Annotated in this window: 22 protein-coding genes; 11 read left to right on the top strand and 11 right to left on the bottom strand. The window is 70.6% G+C overall.

Annotation, left to right across the window (positions count from 1 at the left end; all coding sequences use genetic code 11):
* Positions 1–5 precede the first annotated feature (5 nt).
* Positions 6–296, bottom strand: a complete 291-nt coding sequence (locus AB4Y83_RS19425) for a MoaD/ThiS family protein (protein WP_442276292.1) — start codon at positions 294–296, stop codon at positions 6–8.
* Between the two features lie 66 nt (positions 297–362).
* Here AB4Y83_RS19425 and AB4Y83_RS19420 point away from each other — a divergent pair, with 66 nt between their 5' ends.
* A complete protein-coding gene (locus tag AB4Y83_RS19420) occupies positions 363–1,070 on the top strand; it encodes a response regulator transcription factor (protein WP_442297863.1) in 708 nt (235 codons plus the stop codon).
* Positions 1,071–1,160: 90 nt separating this feature from the next.
* Here AB4Y83_RS19420 and AB4Y83_RS19415 read toward each other — a convergent pair whose 3' ends face one another.
* Entirely contained in the window at positions 1,161–2,903 is a 1,743-nt protein-coding gene (locus AB4Y83_RS19415) for a bifunctional metallophosphatase/5'-nucleotidase (protein ID WP_442297862.1), read from the bottom strand.
* 321 nt (positions 2,904–3,224) lie between these two features.
* Between AB4Y83_RS19415 and mshD the strand changes: the two genes are divergently transcribed.
* Positions 3,225–4,196 (top strand): mycothiol synthase, encoded by a 972-nt coding sequence (mshD, locus tag AB4Y83_RS19410; RefSeq protein ID WP_442297861.1) that lies wholly within the window; start codon positions 3,225–3,227, stop codon positions 4,194–4,196.
* Positions 4,197–4,240: 44 nt separating this feature from the next.
* A complete protein-coding gene (locus AB4Y83_RS19405) occupies positions 4,241–6,601 on the top strand; it encodes an RNA degradosome polyphosphate kinase (RefSeq protein ID WP_442276296.1) in 2,361 nt (786 codons plus the stop codon).
* 77 nt (positions 6,602–6,678) lie between these two features.
* On the opposite strand, the gene AB4Y83_RS19400 is transcribed toward AB4Y83_RS19405, so the two are convergent.
* Positions 6,679–7,077: a nuclear transport factor 2 family protein gene (locus AB4Y83_RS19400; RefSeq protein WP_442297860.1), complete on the bottom strand. Its 399-nt coding sequence runs from the start codon at positions 7,075–7,077 to the stop codon at positions 6,679–6,681.
* A 135-nt stretch (positions 7,078–7,212) separates the two neighbouring features.
* Here AB4Y83_RS19400 and AB4Y83_RS19395 point away from each other — a divergent pair, with 135 nt between their 5' ends.
* The 5 genes from AB4Y83_RS19395 to pstB all read left to right on the top strand — a co-directional run bounded on the left by AB4Y83_RS19395 (position 7,213) and on the right by pstB (position 12,418).
* Positions 7,213–8,160: an NUDIX hydrolase gene (locus tag AB4Y83_RS19395; protein ID WP_442297859.1), complete on the top strand. Its 948-nt coding sequence runs from the start codon at positions 7,213–7,215 to the stop codon at positions 8,158–8,160.
* A 257-nt stretch (positions 8,161–8,417) separates the two neighbouring features.
* Positions 8,418–9,539 carry a phosphate ABC transporter substrate-binding protein PstS gene (gene pstS, locus AB4Y83_RS19390; RefSeq protein ID WP_442276299.1) on the top strand — a complete coding sequence of 374 codons (1,122 nt, stop codon included), beginning with the start codon at positions 8,418–8,420 and terminating at the stop codon, positions 9,537–9,539.
* Between the two features lie 112 nt (positions 9,540–9,651).
* The gene (pstC, locus tag AB4Y83_RS19385) at positions 9,652–10,659 is read left to right on the top strand and encodes a phosphate ABC transporter permease subunit PstC (RefSeq protein ID WP_442276300.1); all 1,008 of its coding nucleotides are present in this window, start codon (positions 9,652–9,654) and stop codon (positions 10,657–10,659) included.
* Positions 10,656–11,621: a phosphate ABC transporter permease PstA gene (gene pstA / locus AB4Y83_RS19380; protein WP_442276301.1), complete on the top strand. Its 966-nt coding sequence runs from the start codon at positions 10,656–10,658 to the stop codon at positions 11,619–11,621. The genes pstC and pstA overlap by 4 nt, the downstream gene beginning before the upstream one ends.
* 20 nt (positions 11,622–11,641) lie before the next feature.
* Positions 11,642–12,418 (top strand): phosphate ABC transporter ATP-binding protein PstB, encoded by a 777-nt coding sequence (pstB, locus tag AB4Y83_RS19375; RefSeq protein ID WP_020145738.1) that lies wholly within the window; start codon positions 11,642–11,644, stop codon positions 12,416–12,418.
* Between the two features lie 132 nt (positions 12,419–12,550).
* Here the strand turns inward: pstB and AB4Y83_RS19370 are convergent, their stop codons facing one another.
* The 4 genes from AB4Y83_RS19370 to AB4Y83_RS19355 all read right to left on the bottom strand — a co-directional run bounded on the left by AB4Y83_RS19370 (position 12,551) and on the right by AB4Y83_RS19355 (position 15,427).
* Complete coding sequence (locus tag AB4Y83_RS19370; protein ID WP_056771687.1) at positions 12,551–13,555, bottom strand: inorganic phosphate transporter; 1,005 nt, start codon at positions 13,553–13,555, stop codon at positions 12,551–12,553.
* A 7-nt stretch (positions 13,556–13,562) separates the two neighbouring features.
* Positions 13,563–14,183 carry a DUF47 domain-containing protein gene (locus AB4Y83_RS19365; protein WP_442276302.1) on the bottom strand — a complete coding sequence of 207 codons (621 nt, stop codon included), beginning with the start codon at positions 14,181–14,183 and terminating at the stop codon, positions 13,563–13,565.
* A gap of 171 nt (positions 14,184–14,354) precedes the next feature.
* On the bottom strand, positions 14,355–14,555 hold the full coding sequence (locus AB4Y83_RS19360; RefSeq protein WP_442276303.1) for a hypothetical protein: 201 nt from the start codon (positions 14,553–14,555) through the stop codon (positions 14,355–14,357).
* Positions 14,556–14,815: 260 nt separating this feature from the next.
* Positions 14,816–15,427 (bottom strand): hypothetical protein, encoded by a 612-nt coding sequence (locus AB4Y83_RS19355; protein WP_442276304.1) that lies wholly within the window; start codon positions 15,425–15,427, stop codon positions 14,816–14,818.
* Positions 15,428–15,479: 52 nt separating this feature from the next.
* Here AB4Y83_RS19355 and AB4Y83_RS19350 point away from each other — a divergent pair, with 52 nt between their 5' ends.
* Positions 15,480–16,331, top strand: coding sequence for a hypothetical protein (locus AB4Y83_RS19350; protein WP_442276305.1), 852 nt, complete (start codon positions 15,480–15,482; stop codon positions 16,329–16,331).
* Here the strand turns inward: AB4Y83_RS19350 and AB4Y83_RS19345 are convergent.
* From AB4Y83_RS19345 to AB4Y83_RS19335, 3 genes are read right to left on the bottom strand one after another with little or no spacing between them, the layout of a single operon-like run.
* On the bottom strand, positions 16,324–16,944 hold the full coding sequence (locus tag AB4Y83_RS19345; protein WP_442297858.1) for a LutC/YkgG family protein: 621 nt from the start codon (positions 16,942–16,944) through the stop codon (positions 16,324–16,326). The genes AB4Y83_RS19350 and AB4Y83_RS19345 overlap by 8 nt on opposite strands.
* Positions 16,941–18,431, bottom strand: a complete 1,491-nt coding sequence (locus AB4Y83_RS19340) for a lactate utilization protein B (RefSeq protein ID WP_442297857.1) — start codon at positions 18,429–18,431, stop codon at positions 16,941–16,943. The genes AB4Y83_RS19345 and AB4Y83_RS19340 overlap by 4 nt, the downstream gene beginning before the upstream one ends.
* Complete coding sequence (locus AB4Y83_RS19335) at positions 18,428–19,180, bottom strand: (Fe-S)-binding protein (protein ID WP_442276308.1); 753 nt, start codon at positions 19,178–19,180, stop codon at positions 18,428–18,430. The genes AB4Y83_RS19340 and AB4Y83_RS19335 overlap by 4 nt, the downstream gene beginning before the upstream one ends.
* An 86-nt stretch (positions 19,181–19,266) precedes the next feature.
* On the opposite strand from AB4Y83_RS19335, the gene AB4Y83_RS19330 reads away from it, so the two are divergent.
* A complete protein-coding gene (locus tag AB4Y83_RS19330; protein WP_442276309.1) occupies positions 19,267–19,581 on the top strand; it encodes a hypothetical protein in 315 nt (104 codons plus the stop codon).
* A gap of 125 nt (positions 19,582–19,706) precedes the next feature.
* Positions 19,707–20,495, top strand: coding sequence for a sigma-70 family RNA polymerase sigma factor (locus tag AB4Y83_RS19325; RefSeq protein ID WP_442276310.1), 789 nt, complete (start codon positions 19,707–19,709; stop codon positions 20,493–20,495).
* Between the two features lie 94 nt (positions 20,496–20,589).
* On the opposite strand, the gene AB4Y83_RS19320 is transcribed toward AB4Y83_RS19325, so the two are convergent.
* Positions 20,590–21,111, bottom strand: coding sequence for a YbhB/YbcL family Raf kinase inhibitor-like protein (locus AB4Y83_RS19320; RefSeq protein WP_442276311.1), 522 nt, complete (start codon positions 21,109–21,111; stop codon positions 20,590–20,592).
* Positions 21,112–21,235 lie beyond the last annotated feature (124 nt).

Here is a 21,235-nt window from a genome sequence, read left to right as displayed (position 1 = left end):
GTGCATCACCCGCCGGCGAAGGGCGGCAGGACCTCGACGGTGCCGCCGTCGGTCACCCGCGCCTCGCGACCGACCTTGCGCCCGTCGAGCAGGAAGCTCGCGACGCGCGCCACCCGGGCGAGGTCGGGGTGGTCGGCGACGGCCGCGTCGACGACCTCGCCCACCGTCGCGCCGGTGCGCGCCTCGCTGTCGACGCCGGCGGCCGCACGGGCCGCGGCCCAGTAGCGCACGGTGACGGTCGCGAGGGCCGGCCCGGTCGTCCCGACCGTGCGCGACTCGGGTCCACTCGGCGCCATCTCACTCCGTCTCATCGTTGGTGCGGTCTCATCCGCTGGTGACCAGTCTCGCCTATCCTGCATGAGATGGCCCGACTGCTGCTGCTCACCAACGCGCTGGCCCCCAGCGCCGAGGTGCTGCCTGCCCTCGGGCTGCTGAGCCACACGGTGCGCATCCTGCCCGCCGAGGCCACCGCCCTCGTCGACTCGCCCGACTGCGACGTCGTCATCATCGATGCGCGACGGGAGCTGGCGAGCGCACGCTCCCTGTGCCGGGTGCTGCGCACGACGGGGATCGGCACTCCCCTGCTGGCCGTCCTCACCGAGGGCGGCCTCGCTGGTCTGACGGCCGAGTGGGGCCTCGACGACGTGCTGCTCGACACCGCCGGGCCCGCCGAGGTCGACGCCCGCCTGCGCCTCGCCATGACGAAGGGTCAGGACGACGACGCCGACCTCGACCTGCCCATCACCTCGGGCGAGCTCGTCATCGACGAGTCGTCCTACTCCGCGAAGTTCCGCGGCAGCCCACTCGACCTGACGTACAAGGAGTTCGAGCTCATCAAGTACCTCGCGCAGCACCCGGGACGTGTCTTCACCCGCGCCCAGCTGCTCCAGGAGGTCTGGGGCTACGACTACTACGGCGGCACCCGCACCGTCGACGTGCACGTGCGGCGCCTCCGCGCCAAGCTCGGGCCCGACCACGAGGCGCTCATCGGGACGGTCCGCAACGTCGGCTACCGCCTCGTGCCAGACCGCGCCGAGGCCCAAGCGCCCGAGACCGCCGACGCTCCCTGACGCACTCGCGACCCCACCGACGCAGAGGTATGCCGCCCGGCTCGGTGAGCCGGGCGGCATACCCCGTCGTGCTGCCGGGTTCGTCCTTGATCAGCTGCCGGAGATCCGGGTCAGCGGACCCGGCGTGTAGCCGGTGGGGTTGAACGACGTCAGGTAGTTGGCGAACGCGTCAATGTCGAGCCCGCCGTAGTAGACGTTGGTGCCCTTCGTGAAGCTCGGGAAGCCGTCGCCGCCGCCCTGCAGGAAGTTGTTCGTCACGATGCGGTAGGACTGGCCGTCCACGAGGGGGCTGTTGTTCAGCGTCACCGGACCGAGGGTCGTCCCGGAATAGGTGTAGGAGAAGCCCTTCGAGACCTGGAGGATCTTCTTGCCGCTGCCGGAGTTGCTGCCGGTCCACTGCTGGCCGAGGATCTCCTTGATCTGAGCGCCGGTCAACGTCATGGACACGAGGTAGTTGTTGAACGGCTGGACCGTGAACGCCTCGTCGTAGGTGACATCGCCGGGCGCCTCGCCGTAAGGCGAGGTCGCGTAGGTCAGGTCGCTGCGGATGCCACCCGGATTCATGAACGCGATGACCGGCTTGTCGCCGCCAGTGATCACCGAGGGGTCGGCCAGCTGGGCGTCGGCGATGAGGTCGCCAAGTTGCGACTCACCCCCGGCGTTGATGCCGGCCCCGCCCTTGAGGACGTCTTGCGTGATGTGTCCGATCACCTTCGACGCGATGGGACGGACGAGCTCCTTGTACTGCTGGATGAGAGCCGTCTGGGCCGGGTCCTTCGTGTCGCGCGTGACGATCATGTTCGAGCCCTTGACCGAGCTACGCACGATGTCCTGCGTGCGTCGGTCGAACTGGAGGTCGGTCTCGGTGAAGAGCCGCCCGAACGAAGACGCCGAGGTCACGAGCCGGTCGTTGTGCGCAGGGTCCTTGACGTCACACACGTAGGGCTGGTGGGTGTGGCCCGACACGATCATGTCGATCTCGGGGTCGAGGCCGGCCGCGATGGGCAGGATCGCCGAGTCACTCTTGAGGCTCCCGCCGCCCTGGCAGGTGTAGTCGTAGGTCGGATTGGCCTGGTAGGTCTTTCCGTCCACCGGGCTGGTCCAGGGCTCCGAGTTGGGGGTGCCGCCCTGGTGGATGAGCACGACGATGGCCTTGACACCCTGCTTGCGGAGCACGGGCACGAGGGCGTTTGCTGTCTTGACCTCGTCGGTGAACTCCAGCCCCGCCACGCCGGAGGCGGTGACGATGTTGGGCGTGTCCTTAAGGGTCATGCCGATGAAGCCGATCTTCGCGCCATTGACGTTCTTGATCGAGTAGGCCGGCAGGATGGTGTTGCCCGAGGACTTCTCGATGACGTTCGCCGCGAGGATGTCGTAGCTCGCTCCGGGGAAGGAGCCCGTCGGGCAGGAGTTCTGGTTGTTGGCGCCATCGCCGTCGTCGATGCAACCGCCGTGCGCGAGCCTCTGGATCTCCTTGTAGCCCTCATCGAACTCGTGGTTGCCGACCGAGGTTACGTCGAGACCGAGCTTGTTCATGGCGAGGACCGTGGGCTCGTCGTGGAAGGCAGCGGACAGCAGGGGCGATGCGCCGACGATGTCACCGGCGGCGACGGTGAGGGTATTGCGATGGCCCTTGCGCGCCTCGGCGAGGTGTGATGCGAGGTACTCCACTCCGCCGGCATCGACGTTGACGTCGACAGGCTCGGCCGTGTTCTTGTCCTTGTCCACGTCGGCCGTGTCGGGCGCGTGGCCTACTGCGACGCGCCCGCTCGAGCCGCTGGGGGCCTCCAGGTTTCCGTGGAAGTCGTTGAACGACAGGATCTGCAAGTCCATGAGCGGACCTTGTGGGTCGCTCTTGTGCTGGCCGTTGTCGGCCACTGCGGGTGCAGCCAGTGCCGCTGCGGCACAAAGCCCGGCGACGGCGACGCCTGCGAGGCGTCGGGTGGTACGGGACATATGTCTCCCCTTGATCAGCTGTGTGGATCGGGTGCCCATCGGCACCCACGGAGGCTAGTGCCCGGAGAGTCGCCGGAGGGGCTTGCTGGGTAACGATGTTGTGAGCCGCATTCAGGGCCCCCGAGCCCTGACCGGACCCTAGCCGGAGCGGGCGACGGGCGGGAGTCCCCCGCCGGGTCGTTGTGGTGGAATCGCCGTATGCCGCGCCCCACCGTCGCCCTGCGCGACACGACGAACCCGCTCACCCCGGACGAGTCCGCCGCCGTCCTCGCGCTGGCCGCGGAGGCTGCCGACGCCGACGGGTCGGAGCCGCTGTCGGAGCAGTTCCGGCTGTCCGTGCGGGCCCGCGAGCACGACGGGGTCGGTCACCTCCTCGCGCTCGGGTCCGACGGGACGCTCGTCGGCTACGCCCAGTCGCGCTCGGGTGAGGGACCACCGTCAGGCGAGCTCGTCGTGGCGCCGGGGTCGCGCCGGTCCGGCGTGGGCACGGCGCTGCTCGCGAGCCTGCCTGACGGCATACGCCTGTGGAGCCACGCGACGGGAGCGGCGGCCGACGCCGCCACGGCGTTCGCCCGCGCCACCGGGCTCGTGCCGGTGCGATCGCTCCACGTCATGGGCCGCTCGCTCCGCGACGGGACCCCTTGGCCGGCCGCGTCGCTCGACCCGAGGTATGCCGTCCGCTCCTTCGAGCCCGGACGTGACGAGGACGCGTGGCTGGCCCTCAACGCGGCGGCGTTCGCGCACCACCCGGAGCAGGGCTCGCTGCGTCGGGCCGACCTCGACCAGCGGATGGCTGAGCCATGGTGGGACCCGGCCGGGCTCGTCCTCGTCGTCGAGGCCGCCGACCCCGACGTGCTCGCCGCCTCCCACTGGACCAAGGTCGACCCGCCGGACGGTGACGTCGGCGAGGTCTACGTCGTGGCCGTCGCACCCGACCGGCAAGGCCAGGGGCTGGGGCGCGCGGTCACGGTGCTGGGCCTGGACCACCTGCGCTCGCTCGGCCTGGCGCGCGTCGTGCTCTACGTCGACGAGGACAACGTCGCGGCCGTGCGCACCTACGCCGCCCTCGGCTTCGAGGACGTCGAGGTGCACCGGCAGTTCGCTCGGGAGGGCGAGGCGGGCGACGCGGCGGACCAGGTGGGTGGGGTCTCCTCGCCCGCCGTCGGCTGAGACGAGTTCACCCCCACGTCGCCTTTCGGTGCCACGATGGTCGCATGAGCACCGGCAGCCTCACCTCCACCGACCTGGACGAGCAGGACGTCGCCTCGGCGGACGCCCGCGACGCGAGACCGGACGAGGCCCCCACCGAGGGCGCGACCGAGTCGGCCGGCGAGTCGGCCGGCGAGTCGGCCAGCGAGTCGGCCGAGGTCAGCTCGTTCACGAGCACCGTCCCCAACCGGCGCATCCCGGCCCGCGCCCCGAACGGACGGTTCGTCGGCGCCGGAACGCAGGGCGACGACGAGGACGACCTGCCGGCAGACCGCTACCTCGAGCGCGAGCTGTCCTGGCTGCAGTTCAACGAGCGGGTGCTCCAGCTCGCCATGGACCCCGCCGTGCCGCTCCTCGAGCGCACCCGCTTCCTCGCGATCTTCGCCAACAACCTCGACGAGTACTTCATGGTCCGCGTCGCGGGTCTCAAGCGCCGCATCGCCACCGGGCTGGCCGTGCGCACCGCAGCCGGCCTCGAGCCGCGCGAGCTCATCGAGCGCATCGCCCGGCTCGCGCACGAGCTGATGCAGCAGCACGCCGGCGTCTTCCAGCACGACGTGCGGCCGTCGCTCGAGGAGCAGGGCATCACCGTCGTGCGCTGGGACGACCTCGACGAGGACGACCGCGAGCCCCTCCACTACTTCTTCGCCGAGCGCGTCTTCCCCGTGCTCACGCCGCTCGCCGTCGACCCGGCGCACCCGTTCCCCTACATCTCCGGCCTGTCGCTCAACCTCGCCGTGCTGCTCCAGAACCCCAAGACGGGCAGCGAGCACTTCGCCCGCGTCAAGGTGCCGCCGAGCCTGCCGCGCTTCATCCTCGTCGAGGAGGACCTCGACGCCGACGTGGTGCGCAAGCGCTTCGTGCCGCTCGAGGACGTCATCGCGAGCCACCTCGACCAGCTCTTCCCCGGGATGCTCGTGCAGGAGCACTTCAGCTTCCGCGTCACGCGCAACGAGGACCTCGAGGTCGAGGAGGACGACGCCGAGAACCTCCTCACCGCCCTCGAGAAGGAGCTGACCCGGCGTCGCTTCGGTCCGCCCATCCGGCTCGAGGTCGAGGACGACATCGACCCCAAGGTCCTCGACATGCTCGCCCGCGAGCTCCAGATCAGCGACCGCGAGATCTATCGCCTGCCGACGCCGCTCGACCTGCGCGGCCTCTTCACCATCGCCGACGTCGACCGCAGCGACCTCGAGTTCCCGAAGTTCTTCCCGCGCACCCACCCGGACTTCGCGCCGACCGAGAGCGCCAAGGCGATCGACCTGCTCACCGCCGTGCGCCAGAAGGACGTGCTCGTCCAGCACCCCTACAACTCGTTCTCGACGTCGGTGCAGGCCTTCATCGAGCAGGCCGCGAACGACCCGAAGGTCCTCGCGATCAAGCAGACGCTCTACCGCACCTCAGGTGACTCCCCGATCATCGACGCCCTCATCGACGCCGCCGAGGCCGGCAAGCAGGTCCTCGCCGTCGTCGAGATCAAGGCCCGCTTCGACGAGGTCAACAACATCTCGTGGGCCCGTCAGCTCGAGCAGGCCGGTGTCCACGTCGTCTACGGCGTCGTCGGCCTCAAGACCCACGCGAAGCTGTGCCTCGTCGTGCGCCAGGAGTCCGAGGGGCTCGTGCGCTACTGCCACATCGGCACCGGCAACTACAACCCGAAGACGGCCCGCGTCTACGAGGACTTCGGTCTCTTCACCACCGACCCGCAGGTCGGCGAGGACCTGTCGCGCCTCTTCAACCTCCTCTCGGGCTTCGCGCCCCGGAGCAAGTTCAAGCGACTCCTCGTCGCCCCGCGGTCGGTGCGCTCGGGCCTCATCGACCTCGTCGACGAGGAGATCGAGCTGCACCAGTCGCGCCGCGACGGCGCGCCGGACGGCCGGATCGTCATCAAGGCCAACTCGATCGTCGACGAGGCACTCATCGACGCGCTCTACCGGGCGAGCATCGCCGGGGTCAGGGTGGACATCTGGGTGCGCGGCATCTGCGCGCTGCGTCCCGGCGTCACGGGCCTGTCCGAGAACATCCGGGTGCGCTCCATCCTCGGCCGCTTCCTCGAGCACTCGCGCGTCTTCTGGTTCGACCACGGGGGCGACCCGCAGGTCTACATCGGCAGCGCCGACATGATGCACCGCAACCTCGACCGCCGCGTCGAGGCGCTCGTGCGCATCGTCGAGCCGAGTCACGTCGTCGAGCTCGCCGACCTCATCGACCTCGCCTTCGCCGAGACCACCTCCCGCTGGGACCTCGGCTCCGACGGCCGCTGGGTGCGCCACCACCTGTCGGAGGCCGGCGAGCCGCTCGACGACCTCCAGGAGAGGCTCATCGAGCGCCACGACAAGCGCCGCCGCAAGGCCCGCCGCCGCTGAGCACCACTGACTCGACGGCTCGACGGCTCGACGGCTCGGGAGTCAGCCCGCGTGGCTGTGCAGAACCGGCGCGCCGCTCAGCCGGTCACGGTGTCACCGTGGCGATGGGCGACGCGCCACTGGCCGTCCTCGAGTCGGTACACCTGTSTCGCTCGGAGGGTGTATGTCCGCGGCTGCCCGTCGACGCAGGCCGACGTGTGCTCGAAGCCTGCGGTGTAGGCCATGTCGCCCGCGACGTCGTGTGCGACGAGCTCGAACGCGTACGACGTGCAGTCGGAGAACGACCTGCCGAGCGATGCGAACAGCTCGTCGAGCTCATGCTGGCCCTGTGCATTCCCCCAGGCACCGAGCACGCTCACCGGCTCTCGGCGCGACCACAGCGCCCGTCGAGGGGCGGGGTCACCCTGGTGCAGGGCCAGCTCGGCGTCGTACAGCTCGGTCCTCACCCATGTCAGAAACCCGTCGTCGTCGCTCATCCATCCATGATGCGCCGGACACGCGCCGGCGCGCCGCGCGGCGGCCGCCTCGCAGACCTGCTGGGCCGACGCGCCTGCGGGCGGGTTGTGGCGCTCGGGCTGCCCACCGGCGCCTCATCAGGCAGACTGGCGCGCGTGGCCTCAGTGATCCCCGCCGCCGGCACGCTGCCCTGGCGGCGTCGCGACGGACGTCTTGAGGTCGCCCTCGTGCATCGTCCGAAGTACGACGACTGGTCCTGGGCCAAGGGCAAGCTCGACCCCGGCGAGCATCCCTGCGTCGCCGCGGCCCGCGAGACCCTCGAGGAGACCGGACTCGTCGTGCGCCTCGGGGTCCCGCTGCCCTCGGCCGAGTACCCCGTCCTCGACCCGACCGGAGGCCCGGCCACGAAGCAGGTGCACTACTGGTCGGCCCGCGTCACCGGCGGCACCGGCGTGCTCGAGCACGAGATCGACGAGGTCGCCTGGGTCGACGTGCGCACGGCACACGACCGGCTCGACTACGCCCGCGACCGTGAGCAGCTGCTCGCCCTCGTGCGCGCCGAGCGTGCCGACGAGCTGCGCACGTGGCCGCTCGTGTTCGTCCGGCACGCCAAGGCGACACCGCGGGGCAAGTGGCAGGGCGACGACCGGCGACGGCCGCTCGACGCCGTGGGGCGCGCCCAGGCGGACACCGTCGCCGCCGTGCTCGGGGCCTACGGCGTCACCCGTGTCGTCTCGTCGTCGTCCGCGCGCTGCGTCTCGACCGTCGAGCCGTATGCCGCCGGGCGGGGACTGCGCCTGCGCACCCGTGACGTGCTGTCCGAGGAGGGCTTCGCGGAGAGCCAGGTCGGGGCCGTCGGCCAGGTGCAGCGTCTGCTCGAGCGCGGTGACCCGGCCGCGCTCTGCAGCCACGGGCCCGTCCTGCCGACCCTCCTTGGCCTGCTCCACGCCCGAGTCGCGCACTCCCTGGAGCGCGTCGGCGTCGCGGAGCTGCTGCACGCCGCGGCGGAGGAGGCCATGCACAAGGGCGAGGTGCTCGTCTGCCACCTCGTCGGGCGAGGAGAGGACGCGCGCGTCGTCGACGTCGAGCGCATCGACACCTGACGCGCGCCGGACCTCGGGGACCCCTCTCGGCCCGTTTCGGGCCTGCCGAATCCTTCATCGTCGGTCGGCTCGGGCCGCCCCGCATCTCGAGCCGGCACCCCACCCCAAGACGTCGCCCGGCGTTCACCCTGCGTTAACCGCACGTGGACGACTCGTCATCCGGCCCACCTATGTTCGCGGTGGATCAACGTCCAACAACGTCGCTCGGATCTGACCGAACGACCACCAGGTACACCCCATCGAGAGGGATCACACTCGTGTCTGTTTCGCGTATCAGCGCTCTCGGCGCCATCGCCCTGTCCGGCGCTCTTGCGCTCTCGGCCTGCGCGTCCGAGAACAACGGCGCCACCCCCGGTGCCGGCTCGACCGCTGCTGGCTCGACCGCCGCCGGCGACTGCTTCAGCGGCGACCTCAAGGCCGAGGGATCCTCGGCCCAGAAGAACGCCATCGACGAGGCCATCAAGGCATACCAGACGGCCTGCCCCGACGCCAACATCGACTACCAGCCCACCGGCTCCGGTGCCGGCATCAAGCAGTTCATCGCCAAGCAGGTCGACTTCGCCGGGTCCGACTCGGCGCTCAAGACCGAGCCCAAGGACGGCAAGATCGAGGCCGACGACGCCAAGGCGTCCTGCGGCACCGAGGCCTGGAACCTGCCCATGGTCACCGGCCCCATCGCGATCGCCTACAACGTCAAGGGCGTCGACAAGCTCGTGCTCAACGCCGAGGTGGCCGCGAAGATCTTCGACGGCAAGATCACGACCTGGAACGACCCGGCCATCGCCGCGCTCAACAAGGGCGTCACGCTTCCCGCGACGCCGATCAAGGTCTTCTTCCGCTCCGACGAGTCGGGCACGACCGAGAACTTCACGAAGTACCTCAAGGCCGCCGCTCCCGACGCCTGGTCCTACGAGACCGGCAAGAAGTGGACCGGCAAGGGCGAGGGCAAGGAGAAGTCGGCCGGCGTCGCCACCGCGACGAAGGGCCAGGACGGCGGCATCACCTACGTCGAGCTCTCCTACGCCCAGCAGAACCAGCTCCCCATGGCCCAGATCGACACGGGTTCCGGTCCCGTCGAGCTGACCGCCGAGTCGGCCGGCAAGACGATCGCCACGGCCAAGCAGACGGGCATGGGCAACAACCTCGCGCTCAAGATCGACTACGCCACCAAGGAGGCCGGGGCCTACCCGATCGTCCTCGTCACCTACGAGATCGTCTGCTCGAAGTACGCCGACGCCGAGACGGGCAAGAAGGTCAAGAGCTTCCTCAAGACCTTCGCCTCGGACGAGGTCCAGAAGGGCCTCGAGGCCAAGGGCTACGCCCCGCTGCCGACCGAGGTCGCCACCAAGGTCCAGGCCGCGGTCGACGCGATCTCCTGAACCGCCTGACCCGGCTGGAGCGATCCGGCAGGGTCGTCCACGCAGGGGTGGGCGCCACACTCGGCGCCCGCCCCTGTGCCAGTACCCCGCAACCGAAGGAAGAGGCCTCCACGTGTCGACAGTGACGGGTGTGTCCGCCGCGGACCAGACTCCCGGGCCCGACGGGCGCCGACCCCTGCAGGCGGACCAGGCCTCCACGGGTCGCGTCGGCGACCGGCTCTTCGGCGGAGCCGCCACCGTCTCCGGCGTCCTCGTCATCGTGCTCGTGTCACTCATCGCGATCTTCCTCATCGTCCAGGCCGTGCCGGCGCTGATGGACAACTCGGCGAACTTCTTCACGAGCCGCGTCTGGGCGCCGGGTGGTGAGCAGCCCGCCTTCGGCATCCTCGAGTTCCTCTGGACGACGGTGACCGCCTCGACGATCGCCATGGCCCTCTCGGTCCCGGTCGGCGTCGCGGTGGCGCTCTTCCTGACGCAGTACGCGCCGTCGTGGATGCGTCGGCCCGCGGCGGGCCTCGTCGACCTGTTGGCCGCCGTGCCCTCGATCGTCTACGGCCTCTGGGGTCTCATCGCCTTCGCACCCGTGTTCAAGCCGGTGCAGTCGTTCATCCAGGACAAGCTCGGCTGGTTCCCGCTCTTCGCGCCGACCGGCATCAGCGGCGGGACGATCTGCTTCATCGGCGTCGTCCTCGCGATCATGGTCCTGCCCATCGTCACGGCGCTCTCGCGCGAGGTCTTCGACCAGACGCCCACGGCCCACAAGGAGGGCGCTCTCGCGCTGGGCGCGACCCAGTGGGAGATGATCCGCACGGCTGTGCTGCCCTTCGGCCGACCCGGTGTCATCTCCGCCTCGATGCTGGCCCTGGGCCGGGCCCTCGGCGAGACGATCGCCGTCACGTTCCTCGTGTCGGCCCTCGCCGACGGCAACCCGTGGTCGTGGTCGCTCTTCAACGGCGGCGAGACCTTCGCGTCGAAGATCGCGAACAACGCCTCTGAGTTCAGCAACCCGAACAAAACCGGTGCCTACATCGCCGCCGGGCTCGTCCTCTTCGTGCTGACCTTCGTCGTCAACAGCATCGCCCGCGTGGTCATCGAGCGCAGGAAGGCCTTCACCGAATGAGCACCGCCACCGACCGCCGCGTCCCCGACGACCAGGTCGTCCCCGGGGAGACGTCGACGCCCCCCGGCGGCCGTTCGGGCCGCGACGCCCTGTCGGAGATGAGCAACCCCCACCGGGCTCGCGCCGTCAAGGACGTCGTCGCCAAGGTCGTCATGTGGGCCGCCTTCTTCCTCGCCATGGTCCCGCTCGTGTGGATCCTCGGCACGGTCGTCGCCAAGGGCTTCCACATGCTCACGACGGCGACGTGGTGGACCGGCAACCAGCGCAACGTCAACTCCGACGACTTCGGTGGCGGAGCGCGGCACGCGATCGAGGGCACCCTCCAGATGGTCGGCTTCACCGCCCTCATCGCCGTGCCCATCGGCATCCTCACCGCCGTCTACCTCGTCGAGTACGGCCGCGGGCGCCTCGCCAAGGCGATCAGCTTCACCGTCGACATCCTCTCCGGCGTCCCGTCCATCGTCGCGGCGCTGTTCATCTACGCCGTGTGGGTGACCGCCTTCGGCTTCAGCCGCTCGGGGTTCGCCGCGGCGCTCGCGCTCGTGCTGCTCATGATCCCGGTCATCGTGCGGTCCACCGAGGAGATGCTCAAGCTCGTGCCCAACGAGCTGCGGGAGGCGGCGTACGCCCTCGGCGTGCCCAAGTGGGCCACGGTCGTCAAGATCGTGCTGCGCACGGCGTTCTCCGGCATCGTCACCGGGGTGCTCCTCGGCATCGCCCGCGTCATGGGTGAGACGGCGCCACTGCTGATCCTCGCCCCGTACACGAAGAACTTCCAGCGCGACCTGTTCAACGGCAACTTCCCGACGCTGCCGATGATGATCAACCAGGACCGTGGCGACTTCGCGCTCGCGACCGCGGCCGAGCGGATGTGGGGCGCGGCCCTCACGCTCATCCTGCTCGTCCTCCTCCTCAACGTCATCGGCCGTGCCATTGCGCACTTCGGTGCCGTCAAGAAGTAAAAGAAAGCGAAATCTGAACGATGGCCAAGCGAATCGACGTCACCGACCTCAACGTCTACTACGGCTCCTTCAAGGCCGTAGAGGGCGTCTCGATGACGGTCGAGCCCCGTTCCGTCACGGCCTTCATCGGGCCGTCCGGCTGCGGCAAGTCGACCTTCCTGCGCACCCTCAACCGGATGCACGAGGTGATCCCCGGCGGTCGCGTCGAGGGCAAGGTCATGCTCGACGACCAGGACCTCTACGCCAGCTCGATGGACCCCGTGACCGTGCGGCGCACGGTCGGCATGGTCTTCCAGCGGCCGAACCCCTTCCCGACGATGTCGATCTACGACAACGTCGCGGCGGGCCTGCGGCTCAACGGTGTCAAGAACAAGAAGACCCTCGACGGCATCGTCGAGCAGTCGCTCAAGGGAGCGAACCTCTGGACCGAGGTCAAGGACCGCCTGAGCAAGCCGGGTGCCGGCCTCTCCGGTGGCCAGCAGCAGCGCCTGTGCATCGCCAGGGCGATCGCCGTGCAGCCGCAGGTGCTCCTCATGGACGAGCCGTGCTCGGCCCTCGACCCGATCTCGACGCTCGCCATCGAGGACCTCGTCAACGAGCTGAAGAACGACTTCACCATCGTCATCGTCACGCACAACATGCAGCAGGCGGCGCGGGTGTCCGACCGCACGGCCTTCTTCAACCTCAAGGCCACCGGGGAGCCGGGCCGGCTCGTCGAGATCGACGACACGACGCGGATCTTCAACAACCCGACCGAGCAGGCCACGGAGGACTACATCTCCGGCCGCTTCGGCTGAGCCGCAGGACCTCCGGCCCGCTTCCGCCGGACCCGTCCACGTACGACCGTGCCCACCTGACCGTCGAGGTCAGGTGGGCACGGTCGTATGCCGTGGGCGCGGTCGTGTGCCGTGGGCGCGGTCGCGCGGCGGTCAGCGGAAGATCGAGCTGGCGTACCAGGCGAGGACGGCCACGAGACCGGCGCCCGGGAAGGTGAGCACCCACGCGCCGACGATGTTGCCCGCCACGCTCCACCGCACGGCCGAGAGCCGCTTGGTCGCTCCGACGCCCATGATCGCCGAGGTGATCGTGTGCGTCGTCGAGATCGGGGCCCCGAGCGCAAGCCCCGCGACGTAGAGGATCGAGGCGGCCGTCGTCTCGGCCGCAAACCCCTGGGGCGGCGTGAGGTCGATGATGCGCCGCCCCAGCGTGCGCATGATGCGCCAGCCACCGGCGTACGTGCCGGCGGAGATCACGAGGGCCGACAGCACGAGGACCCAGATCGGGACGGTGGTGCTGTTGTGGTAGCCCGAGATGTTGAGGGCGAGCAGCACGACGCCGGCGGTCTTGGCGGCGTCCTGGAGGCCGTGGCCGAAGGCCATCGCGGCAGCGGACGCGGTCTGCGCCAGGCGGAAGCCGCGCGTGACCCGGCCCGGGTTGGCGTTGCGGAAGATCCAGAAGATCGCCGTCATGAAGAGGTAGCCGACGACGAGCCCGATGAGTGGTGAGGCGATCATCGGGATGATGACCTTCTCCCAGATGACGGCCCACTTCACTGCGACGCCGGCCACGAGCGCGGCGCCAGCGAGACCGCCGATGAGGGCGTGCGACGAGGACGAGGGTAGGCCGAACCACCAGGTCAGCAGGTTCCAGCCGATGGCGCCGATGAGGGCGGCCGCGACGAGCCAGAGCCCGTCGACGCCCTCGGGCTGCTCGATGATGCCCGAGCCGATGGTCGCCGCCACCTTGGAGCCGAAGAAGGCTCCGAAGAGGTTGGCGATGGCCGCCATGGCCAGCGCCACGCGGGGCGTCAGGGCCCGGGTCGAGACCGAGGTCGCGATCGCGTTGGCGGCGTCGTGGAAGCCGTTGGTGTAGTTGAAGCCCATGGCCAGTGCGATGACCGCAGCGACCCCGAGGACGGGGATGGTGGTGTCCATCAGCGGGTCAGGACTCCTTGACCGCGATGCCCTCGACCACGTGGGCGACCTTCTCGAACGCGTCGGCGGCGTCCTCGAAGCCGTCCACGATGGCCTTGACCTTGATCACGTTGATCGGGTCGGGCGTGTTGACGAAGAGAGCGGCCACCATCTTGCGGTGGAGGGAGTCGGCCTGGTTCTCTAGGCGGTTGATCTCGATCCAGTAGCTCTTGAGGTCCTTCATCGACCGGAGGCGCGGCATCGCCTCCGCCGTGACCTCGGCCATCCGGGCCAGGATCTCGAACTGCTCCGCGAGACCCTCGGGGATCTCACCCATGCGGTAGAGCACGATGAGGTCAGCGGTCTCCTCGATGTAGTCCATGCAGTCGTCGAGYGACGCGGCGAGGTTGTGGATGTCCTCGCGGTCGAAGGGCGTGATGAACGAGCTGTTGACCTTGTTGATGACCTCGTGCGTCGCGTCGTCGGCAGCGTGCTCGAGCTCCTTGAGCCGGTCGGCCACCGCCTGCCGCTTGGAGGGCTCGACCTCGAGGAACCGGGTCAGCTCCCGGGTCGCCTCGACGAGGAGTTGGGCGGAAGAGGTGAAGAGGGAGAAAAAGCTCGTGTCCTGGGGTGTGAGGCGAAAACCCACGGGGGCGCTCCGGTCGATCGAGGTCTGGTCCGGGGAAGATGCTACGGCGTAGAAGTCACTCCGGCGCAACCCGGCGTCGATCCGGTGTTCATCCGGACCTGCCTGGCTGCTTCCGGGGCGACGAGCCGGGAGCATGCCGCTGCATCCGGTCGTGCGTGCGGACGGGAACGGTCACTCCGCCGGCGGCGTCGCCGGGGCGTCCGACCGGGTGCCGGAGACGCCCTCCGGGATGCCGAGCAGCTCGTCGACCTCGTCGGGAGTGAAATGGCGCGGGCTTGAGGAGGCAGCCACCACGAGGTCGCTCACGAGCTCGATCTCGTCGGCGAGTGCGACATCGAGCAAGTCACCGGACCGCTCCTCCTCGGGCGTCATGGGTCCAATCTAGGCGGCTGCCTGGTGGTCGGTGGGCCGAAGGCCCGAACGAGATGGGACGTGGACCCCTTGCCATGGGCCGACACCGAGCGCGCTGGGCCGAAGAGGTTGCGTCGGGTCGGGAGCGCCTCTCGGCACTGGGCCGCTCGTAGCGGCTGAATTTGGGACCCGGGGCTACCACGACCCGACGCGCGTCAAGGATAAAGCCGCCCGAACGGATCACCAAAGATGCATCGGCGCAAGACCCGTCGGTCGCCTGGTCAATCGAGCGCGTCGGCGCGCCACAGGCGAGCGCAGACGGTGAGATCCTCGGCCATGACGAGGACGTTCGCCGCCTGCTCGGCGGACTCGTCGCCCGAGGAGATGTCGGCGCGGCCGGCGGAGACGACGCGGCAGAAGGCCGAGGCCCGCTCGAGGGCGACGGCGAGGTCACCCTCGAAGACGCCGCGCAGCACCTCGTCGATGACGCGCCCCATCTCCTGGGGTCCGGGCGGCTCGGCGGCACCGGCCACGGCGTGGTTGGGGCCGGTGAAACGGATGCCGGCGGCATACTCCCGGCTCGCCTCGTCGGGCGCCCGCTGCACCCACTCACGGAGCACGTAGAGGCGCCACAGGGCGCCCGGGAGGGAGCGGGCAGGGCGCTGGGACCACAGCTCGGCGAGCGTCGACAGACCGATGTCGTCGACGAGCGCGACGAGCTTCTGCGTCACGACCGGGTCGGACGCCGCGCGGCCGGCGTGGACGAGCGCCAGCGCCGTCTCGTGGGCGACGTGGATCTGCTCGGTGGGGTCGTAGGCAGGACCGTGCGCCTCGAGGGCCGCCTCGCTGAAGAAGGCGGGCCGCCTGGGGGCGCGGTGGTCGCTCTCACTCATCCCAGCAGGCTAGCCCCCGGCACCCACGGCGCCGGTCTGGCACGCTGCGCTCGTGAGCTCCCTCATGCCGCGCCTCGACCGCGTCACCCGCACGTTCTGGCGCACGACGGGTCGGCCCGTCGAGCTGGCGGGCGCGCAGGCCTGGCTGGACGCGCCGGTCCACGACGGTGCCGTCGTCGGCGACGCGTGGCTGGCGAGCGCCGCGGCACGCTGGGGCGGTGAGGTGCGTGAGGACGTCGACGGCGCCGGCCTGCTCCCCGACCTGTCGGTGCTCGACGGGCCGGGTTTCCGCGCCGCAGCCCTGCATCCCGACGTCCGCGACTTCTACGAGCACACGTCGCGCTGGCGGATGGAGGTGTGGACGCAGTGGACCGCGGCCTTCCAGCCCGGCGGCGAGCTCGTGTCGCGCTTCTTCGGTCGACGCGTCCAGCAGCTGGCGCTGCCCATGCGCCCCCTCGACGTCGCCCACGGGATGGACAGCCGGGTCGCCGTCATCTCCGACGACAGCGGCCGGCAGCGGGCCGCGGGCTGGATCCGCTCGTTGCGCTCGACCGGCGAGTACGTCTACAGCGGGTGCTACGCGAGCCGGGTGCTGCCGGGCGCGGACCGCCCGAGCGTCCACGTGACCTTCCCGCTCGAGGCCGGCAACGTCCAGGTGTTCCTGCGCCCCACGGCTCTCCCGGACGGGTCGCTGCAGCTCGACTCGCCCCCGGGGCCGTTCGGCAGCGACGGCGCGTACGTCGTCGTGACCGACGACCGCCGCGCCCACGCCTCACGGGCGCCCGTCCACGAGCGCTTCCGCGTCTACGTCGACGGCGAGGGCGTTCTCCGCACCGACCACGAGCTGCGGATGTGGTCGGCCACCGCGGTTCGCCTGCACTACAAGCTCACCCGCGTCAGCTGACACCGTCAGCCGGGGGTATGCCGTCCGCCCCGCTGACGAGGACGACGTGGAGGGTCCGTGGGCCGTGGACGCCCTCGACGCGGCTCAGCTCGATGTCGCTCGTCGCCGACGGCCCGCTGATCCACGTCGTCGGGCTCGCCGGGTCGAGTCGCCTGACGGCGGCCGGGACGTCGTCGACGACCTGGTCGGCGCGGACGACGCAGACGTGGAGGTCGGGCACCAGTGTCAGCACCCGCCGCCCCTCCCCGGGACCGTGTGAGAGCACGATCRTCCCCGTCGTCGCGATCGCGACGGTCGCCGTGGTGACCACGGCCGTCGTCGCGTCGAGGTCCGCCGCGCTGAGGGCCGCATCCGGGACCGCGCCGGGGACGGCATAGGGCATCCCGTCGGGGACCACGACGGTGGCGCCCTCGGGAAGGGCTGCCTCGATGGCGGCGTCGACACCGTCCGGGCCGCACCGCACGACGGTGGCGCGATAGTCGGCCACCCGCTCGGCGAAGAGGTCGACGTCACCGTCGCGCTCGGCCCGGTCGAGCGCAGGTATGTCGACGGGACGCCGCGCCGACGCGATGGCGTCGCGGACCGCACCGAGGATCTCGTCGCGCGCGCTCACCGCGTGCCTCCGTCGGTGCGCTTCCACCAGGCGCGGAACGACTCCGCGGGCGGCGCGGGCAGGTCGCGCGCGTCGGTCCAGGCGGCGCCGGGGCCGGGCAGGCGACCGAGGAGCCGTCGGCCACCGGCACGCCTGTCACGACGGGCGATCCGCGAGATCGCGTCGAGGGCTCGACCGGCCAGGCCCGAGGCACGCTCGGCGGCGGCGAGACGCTCCCCGGACCCGAAGGTCGCGGCGGCCGCGCGCATGGCAAGGGCTTCGGGCTTGGGGACCCCCGACCGGTGGGCGTCGACGACCTGAGCGCGCAGGTCGACGAGCACGCTGGGGATGTCGATGCGCACGGGGCAGGCCTCGAAGCACGCCCCGCAGAGCGACGATGCATACGGCAGGGAGTCGGTCTGGTCGTCGTGGCCGACGCCCTTGAGGAGCGGGTTGAGGATGGCGCCGATGGGGCCGGGGTAGACGGAGCCGTAGGCGTGGCCGCCGGTGCGCTCGTAGACCGGGCACACGTTGAGGCACGCGGAGCACCGGATGCAGCGCAGGGCCTGGCGGCCGACCTCGTCGGCGAGCGCTCGCGTGCGGCCGTTGTCGAGGAGGACGACGTGCACCTCTTGCGGACCGTCGCCGGGCGTCACGCCCGACCACGTCGAGGTGTAGGGGTTCATCCGCTCCCCCGTCGACGACCGCGGCAGCAGGGTGAGGAAGACGTCGAGGTCGGTCCACGTGGGGACGACCTTCTCGATGCCGACGACCGACACGAGCACCTCGGGGAGGGTCAGGCACATGCGGCCGTTGCCCTCGGACTCGACGACGACGAGGGTGCCCGAGTCGGCGACGGCGAAGTTGGCGCCGCTGACGCCGACCTTCGCGCGGAGGAACTTCTCGCGCAGGTGCAGGCGGGCCGCCTCGGCCAGGCGTGCCGGGTCGTCGGTGAGGTCGACCGGCGCCGGCCGCCCGACTCGGCCCATCTCGCGCTCGAAGACGGCGCGGATCTCTGCTCGGTTGCGGTGGATGGCGGGCACGAGGATGTGGCTCGGGAGGTCGTCGCCCAGCTGGACGATGAGCTCGGCGAGGTCGGTCTCCCACGCCGAGATCCCTTGTGCCGCAAGGTACTCGTTGAGCTCGACCTCCTGCGTCGCCATCGACTTGACCTTGACCACCTCGTCGACCCCGTGGGCCCGGGCGACCTGCGCCACGACCTCGGACGCCTCATCGGCGGTGCGTGCCCAGTGCACGATGGCGCCTCGTGCGGTGAGTGACTCCTCGAGCCGGACGAGGTGCTCGTCGAGGTGGAGCAGGACGTCGTCCTTGATCGCGGCGGCCCGGAGGCGCAGCGCCTCCCAGTCGTCGACCTCGGCGACGACGGCCGCGCGCTTGGCCCGGATCGTCGTCGTCGCATGGGCGAGGTTGGCCCGCAGCTGCGTGTCGGCGAGGGCGGCGCGAGCGGCGGTGGGGAACGGCGGCATACCGACGAAGGTGCGGCTCATCGGGCGCCCCCGGGCGTCGCACCCTCCGTCGACGCGAGCACCTCGGCGAGGTGCATGACGCGGACCCCGGCTCGTTGCCGCGTCAGCAGGCCACCGATGTGCATGAGGCACGAGCTGTCGCCGGCGACGAGGACCTCGGCTCCCGACTCACGCACGTGCCGAGCCTTGTCGGCGCCCATGGCGACGGAGGTGTCGGCGTTCTTGAGCGCGAAGGTGCCTCCGAAGCCGCAGCACTCCTCGGCCCGCGGGAGGTCGAGGAGCCGGAGGCCGCGCACCGCGCGCAGCAACCGCTCGGGGCGGTCACCGACGCCGAGCATCCGCAGCGAGTGGCACGTCGGGTGGTACGTGACGGAGTGCGGGAAGGAGGCGCCGACGTCGTCCACCCCGAGGTCGTCGACGAGGAACTCGGACAGCTCACGCACCCGCGGCGAGATCTCGGCGACGGCGGCCACGAGGCCCTCGTCGCCCGAACGGCGCGCGACGACGGAGTGCTGGTGGCGGGCAGAACCGGCGCAGGACCCGGACGGCGTGACGATCGCGTCGTAGCCCTCGAACGCCCGCACGAAGGTGCGCACGACCGGGACGGCCTCGTCGAGGTAGCCCGTGTTGACCATCGGCTGGCCGCAACAAGTCTGGGCCGCGGGGAACTCGACGTCGACGCCCAGGCGGCGCAGCAGCGTCACGACGGCCTTGCCGGCGTCCGGGAACATCGCGTCGTTGAGGCAGGTCACCATCAACGCCACTCGCATACCCACACCCTCGCACAGCGCAGGTGGACGATGAGGTGAGTCGTCCGCGCCACCTGGGCGCGCGGACCCGGACGGTGGAGGTCGTCATGAGCGTCAAGGTGGAGCTTTCGGAGCTGGGCGAGGCGATGGGGCACCACGACTACGCGTTCCTCGTGTGTCTCGGCGATGAGCGGCCACACGTGCTCGGGGTGCGGCCACGTCTCGACGGCGACCGTCTGCTCGTCGACCGCATCGGCTCGACGGCCACGCGCCTCGTCGGCGAGCACCGCGGCGTCACGCTCGTCTTCCCGCCGCGGGAGGCCGGCGACCGGTCGCTCCTCGTCGACGGCACGGTCGCCGAGATCGGGGACGGAGAGCTCGTCGTGACGCCCGAGGCAGCCGTGCTCCACCGCCCCGCCTGAGGGCCTGCCCCGCCCGGTCCGGCCGGGCTGATCTGTTCAGCCCTTGTGCAATGTTGAGACTTTGTCTAAGGTTCCTCACGTCGGTCAAGCAAGCGCCGCCACCCACATCCCTGGATGGAGCAGACATGACCGACCCTTCGCGCGGTCCCCGCAAGGACGCCCGCACCCGTGACCTCATCACCACCGTCCGCACCTCGCACTCCGAGACCGAGAAGGCGCAGGCCCTCGAGACGGTGACCCGGCTGCACATGCCACTGGCCCGGTCCCTCGCGCACCGCTACGCCGGGAAGGGCCTCGACCGGGACGACCTCGAACAGGTCGCATTCCTCGCTCTGCTCAAGGCGATCCAGCGTTTCGACCTCTCCCAGGAGACCGAGTTCGGCGCCTACGCGACGCCCACCATCACCGGTGAGCTGCGCCGCCACTTCCGCGACCACGGCTGGCTCGTCCGACCCCCGCGCGGCCTGCAGGAGCGGCGGCAGCTCGTCACCGACGCCCGCACGCGCCTCGAGCAGACGCTCGGCCACGAGCCCACCCAGGACGACCTCGCCACGGCCCTCGAGCTGACCCTCGAGCAGGTCAAGGAGGCGCAGGTCGCCTCGACAAACCTTCGACCGGCCTCGCTCGACGCCACGACGACCGAGGGCGGCCGTCCGGTCCTCGACCTCGTCGACGCCCGCGCGGAGCACCACACGGACCCGGGCCTCGACGACGGGATCGTCGTGCGGACAGCGCTCAAGCGGCTGCCCCCGCGCGACCAGGAGATCGTCGAGCTGCGCTTCGCCCACGACATGACGCAGGCCGAGATCGCCCAGACCATGGGCCTCAGCGCCATGCAGGTGAGCCGGCTGCTGCGTCGGGTCCTCGCCGAGCTGCGCGTCCACCTCGAGTCCGCGGAGCTCATGAGCGCCTGACGGGCGGACCACCCGGTCCCGGAGCACGCAGCACGCAGCCCGCACCGCAGACGACGGCGGTGCGGGCTGCGCCGTCGTCCGGCGCCGCCGGGCGTCAGTGCTGGTAGGTGCCGTGGATGACGGCTCGGGCGAGCGTCTTGAAGGCGAGGTTGAACGAGACGACGGCCGGCGACGCCGAGTCGTCGACGCCGAGCGTCGGCTCCGAGACGGCGTGGACGACGAAGAAGTAGCGGTGCGGCATGTCCCCCTCGGGCGGGGCAGCGCCCATGAAGCCCGCCTCACCACCGTCGTTGCGCACGTGGAATGCCCTGCCCGGCAAGGCTGCCGACGCCGCACCCGTGTCGAGTGAGGTGACGTCGGCGGGCACGTCGACCAGCACCCAGTGCCAGAAGCCCGATGGGGTGGGGGCATCGGGGTCGAAGCACGTCACGACGTAGCTCTGCGTCCCTTCCGGTGCACCGCTCCAGGACAGCTGCGGGGACGTGTTGCCCTCCGCTGCCACCTGGTCGTCCTCGAGGGGCTGCCCATCGATGACGTCGGTGCTCGTCACCGTGAAGGAGGGCACCTGCGGCAGCAGGTCGTACGGGTTCGGGGCGACCGGTCGGTCCAGGCTCATGCGGTCCTCCTGCTCAGTCGTTGACGTCTGCACCATACCCACCGAGTCCGTATGCCGTCCCGGTCGGAGCGCGCACCCGTGGCCACCGCGGGCTGGCGCCATCTCACCCCGCGCGGGTGACGCC

Source organism: Terrabacter sp. RAF57 (genome assembly GCF_052113925.1).
In the GTDB taxonomy this organism is placed as follows: domain Bacteria; phylum Actinomycetota; class Actinomycetes; order Actinomycetales; family Dermatophilaceae; genus Terrabacter.
This window is presented reverse-complemented; position numbering and strand designations above follow the sequence as displayed.

Bases quoted from the DNA above. Each gene is read 5' to 3' on its own strand.
- AB4Y83_RS19325 (WP_442276310.1), top strand. From the start codon at position 19,707: ATGACCGACCCTTCGCGCGGTCCCCGCAAGGACGCCCGCACCCGTGAC.
- AB4Y83_RS19360 (WP_442276303.1), bottom strand. From the start codon at position 14,555: ATGACGCCCGAGGAGGAGCGGTCCGGTGACTTGCTCGATGTCGCACTC.
- AB4Y83_RS19330 (WP_442276309.1), top strand. From the start codon at position 19,267: ATGAGCGTCAAGGTGGAGCTTTCGGAGCTGGGCGAGGCGATGGGGCAC.
- AB4Y83_RS19340 (WP_442297857.1), bottom strand. From the start codon at position 18,431: ATGAGCCGCACCTTCGTCGGTATGCCGCCGTTCCCCACCGCCGCTCGC.
- AB4Y83_RS19415 (WP_442297862.1), bottom strand. From the start codon at position 2,903: ATGGACTTGCAGATCCTGTCGTTCAACGACTTCCACGGAAACCTGGAG.
- AB4Y83_RS19370 (WP_056771687.1), bottom strand. From the start codon at position 13,555: ATGGACACCACCATCCCCGTCCTCGGGGTCGCTGCGGTCATCGCACTG.
- AB4Y83_RS19335 (WP_442276308.1), bottom strand. From the start codon at position 19,180: ATGCGAGTGGCGTTGATGGTGACCTGCCTCAACGACGCGATGTTCCCG.
- pstB (WP_020145738.1), top strand. From the start codon at position 11,642: ATGGCCAAGCGAATCGACGTCACCGACCTCAACGTCTACTACGGCTCC.
- mshD (WP_442297861.1), top strand. From the start codon at position 3,225: ATGCCGCGCCCCACCGTCGCCCTGCGCGACACGACGAACCCGCTCACC.
- pstA (WP_442276301.1), top strand. From the start codon at position 10,656: ATGAGCACCGCCACCGACCGCCGCGTCCCCGACGACCAGGTCGTCCCC.
- AB4Y83_RS19420 (WP_442297863.1), top strand. From the start codon at position 363: ATGGCCCGACTGCTGCTGCTCACCAACGCGCTGGCCCCCAGCGCCGAG.
- AB4Y83_RS19425 (WP_442276292.1), bottom strand. From the start codon at position 296: ATGGCGCCGAGTGGACCCGAGTCGCGCACGGTCGGGACGACCGGGCCG.
- AB4Y83_RS19320 (WP_442276311.1), bottom strand. From the start codon at position 21,111: ATGAGCCTGGACCGACCGGTCGCCCCGAACCCGTACGACCTGCTGCCG.
- AB4Y83_RS19355 (WP_442276304.1), bottom strand. From the start codon at position 15,427: ATGAGTGAGAGCGACCACCGCGCCCCCAGGCGGCCCGCCTTCTTCAGC.
- AB4Y83_RS19405 (WP_442276296.1), top strand. From the start codon at position 4,241: ATGAGCACCGGCAGCCTCACCTCCACCGACCTGGACGAGCAGGACGTC.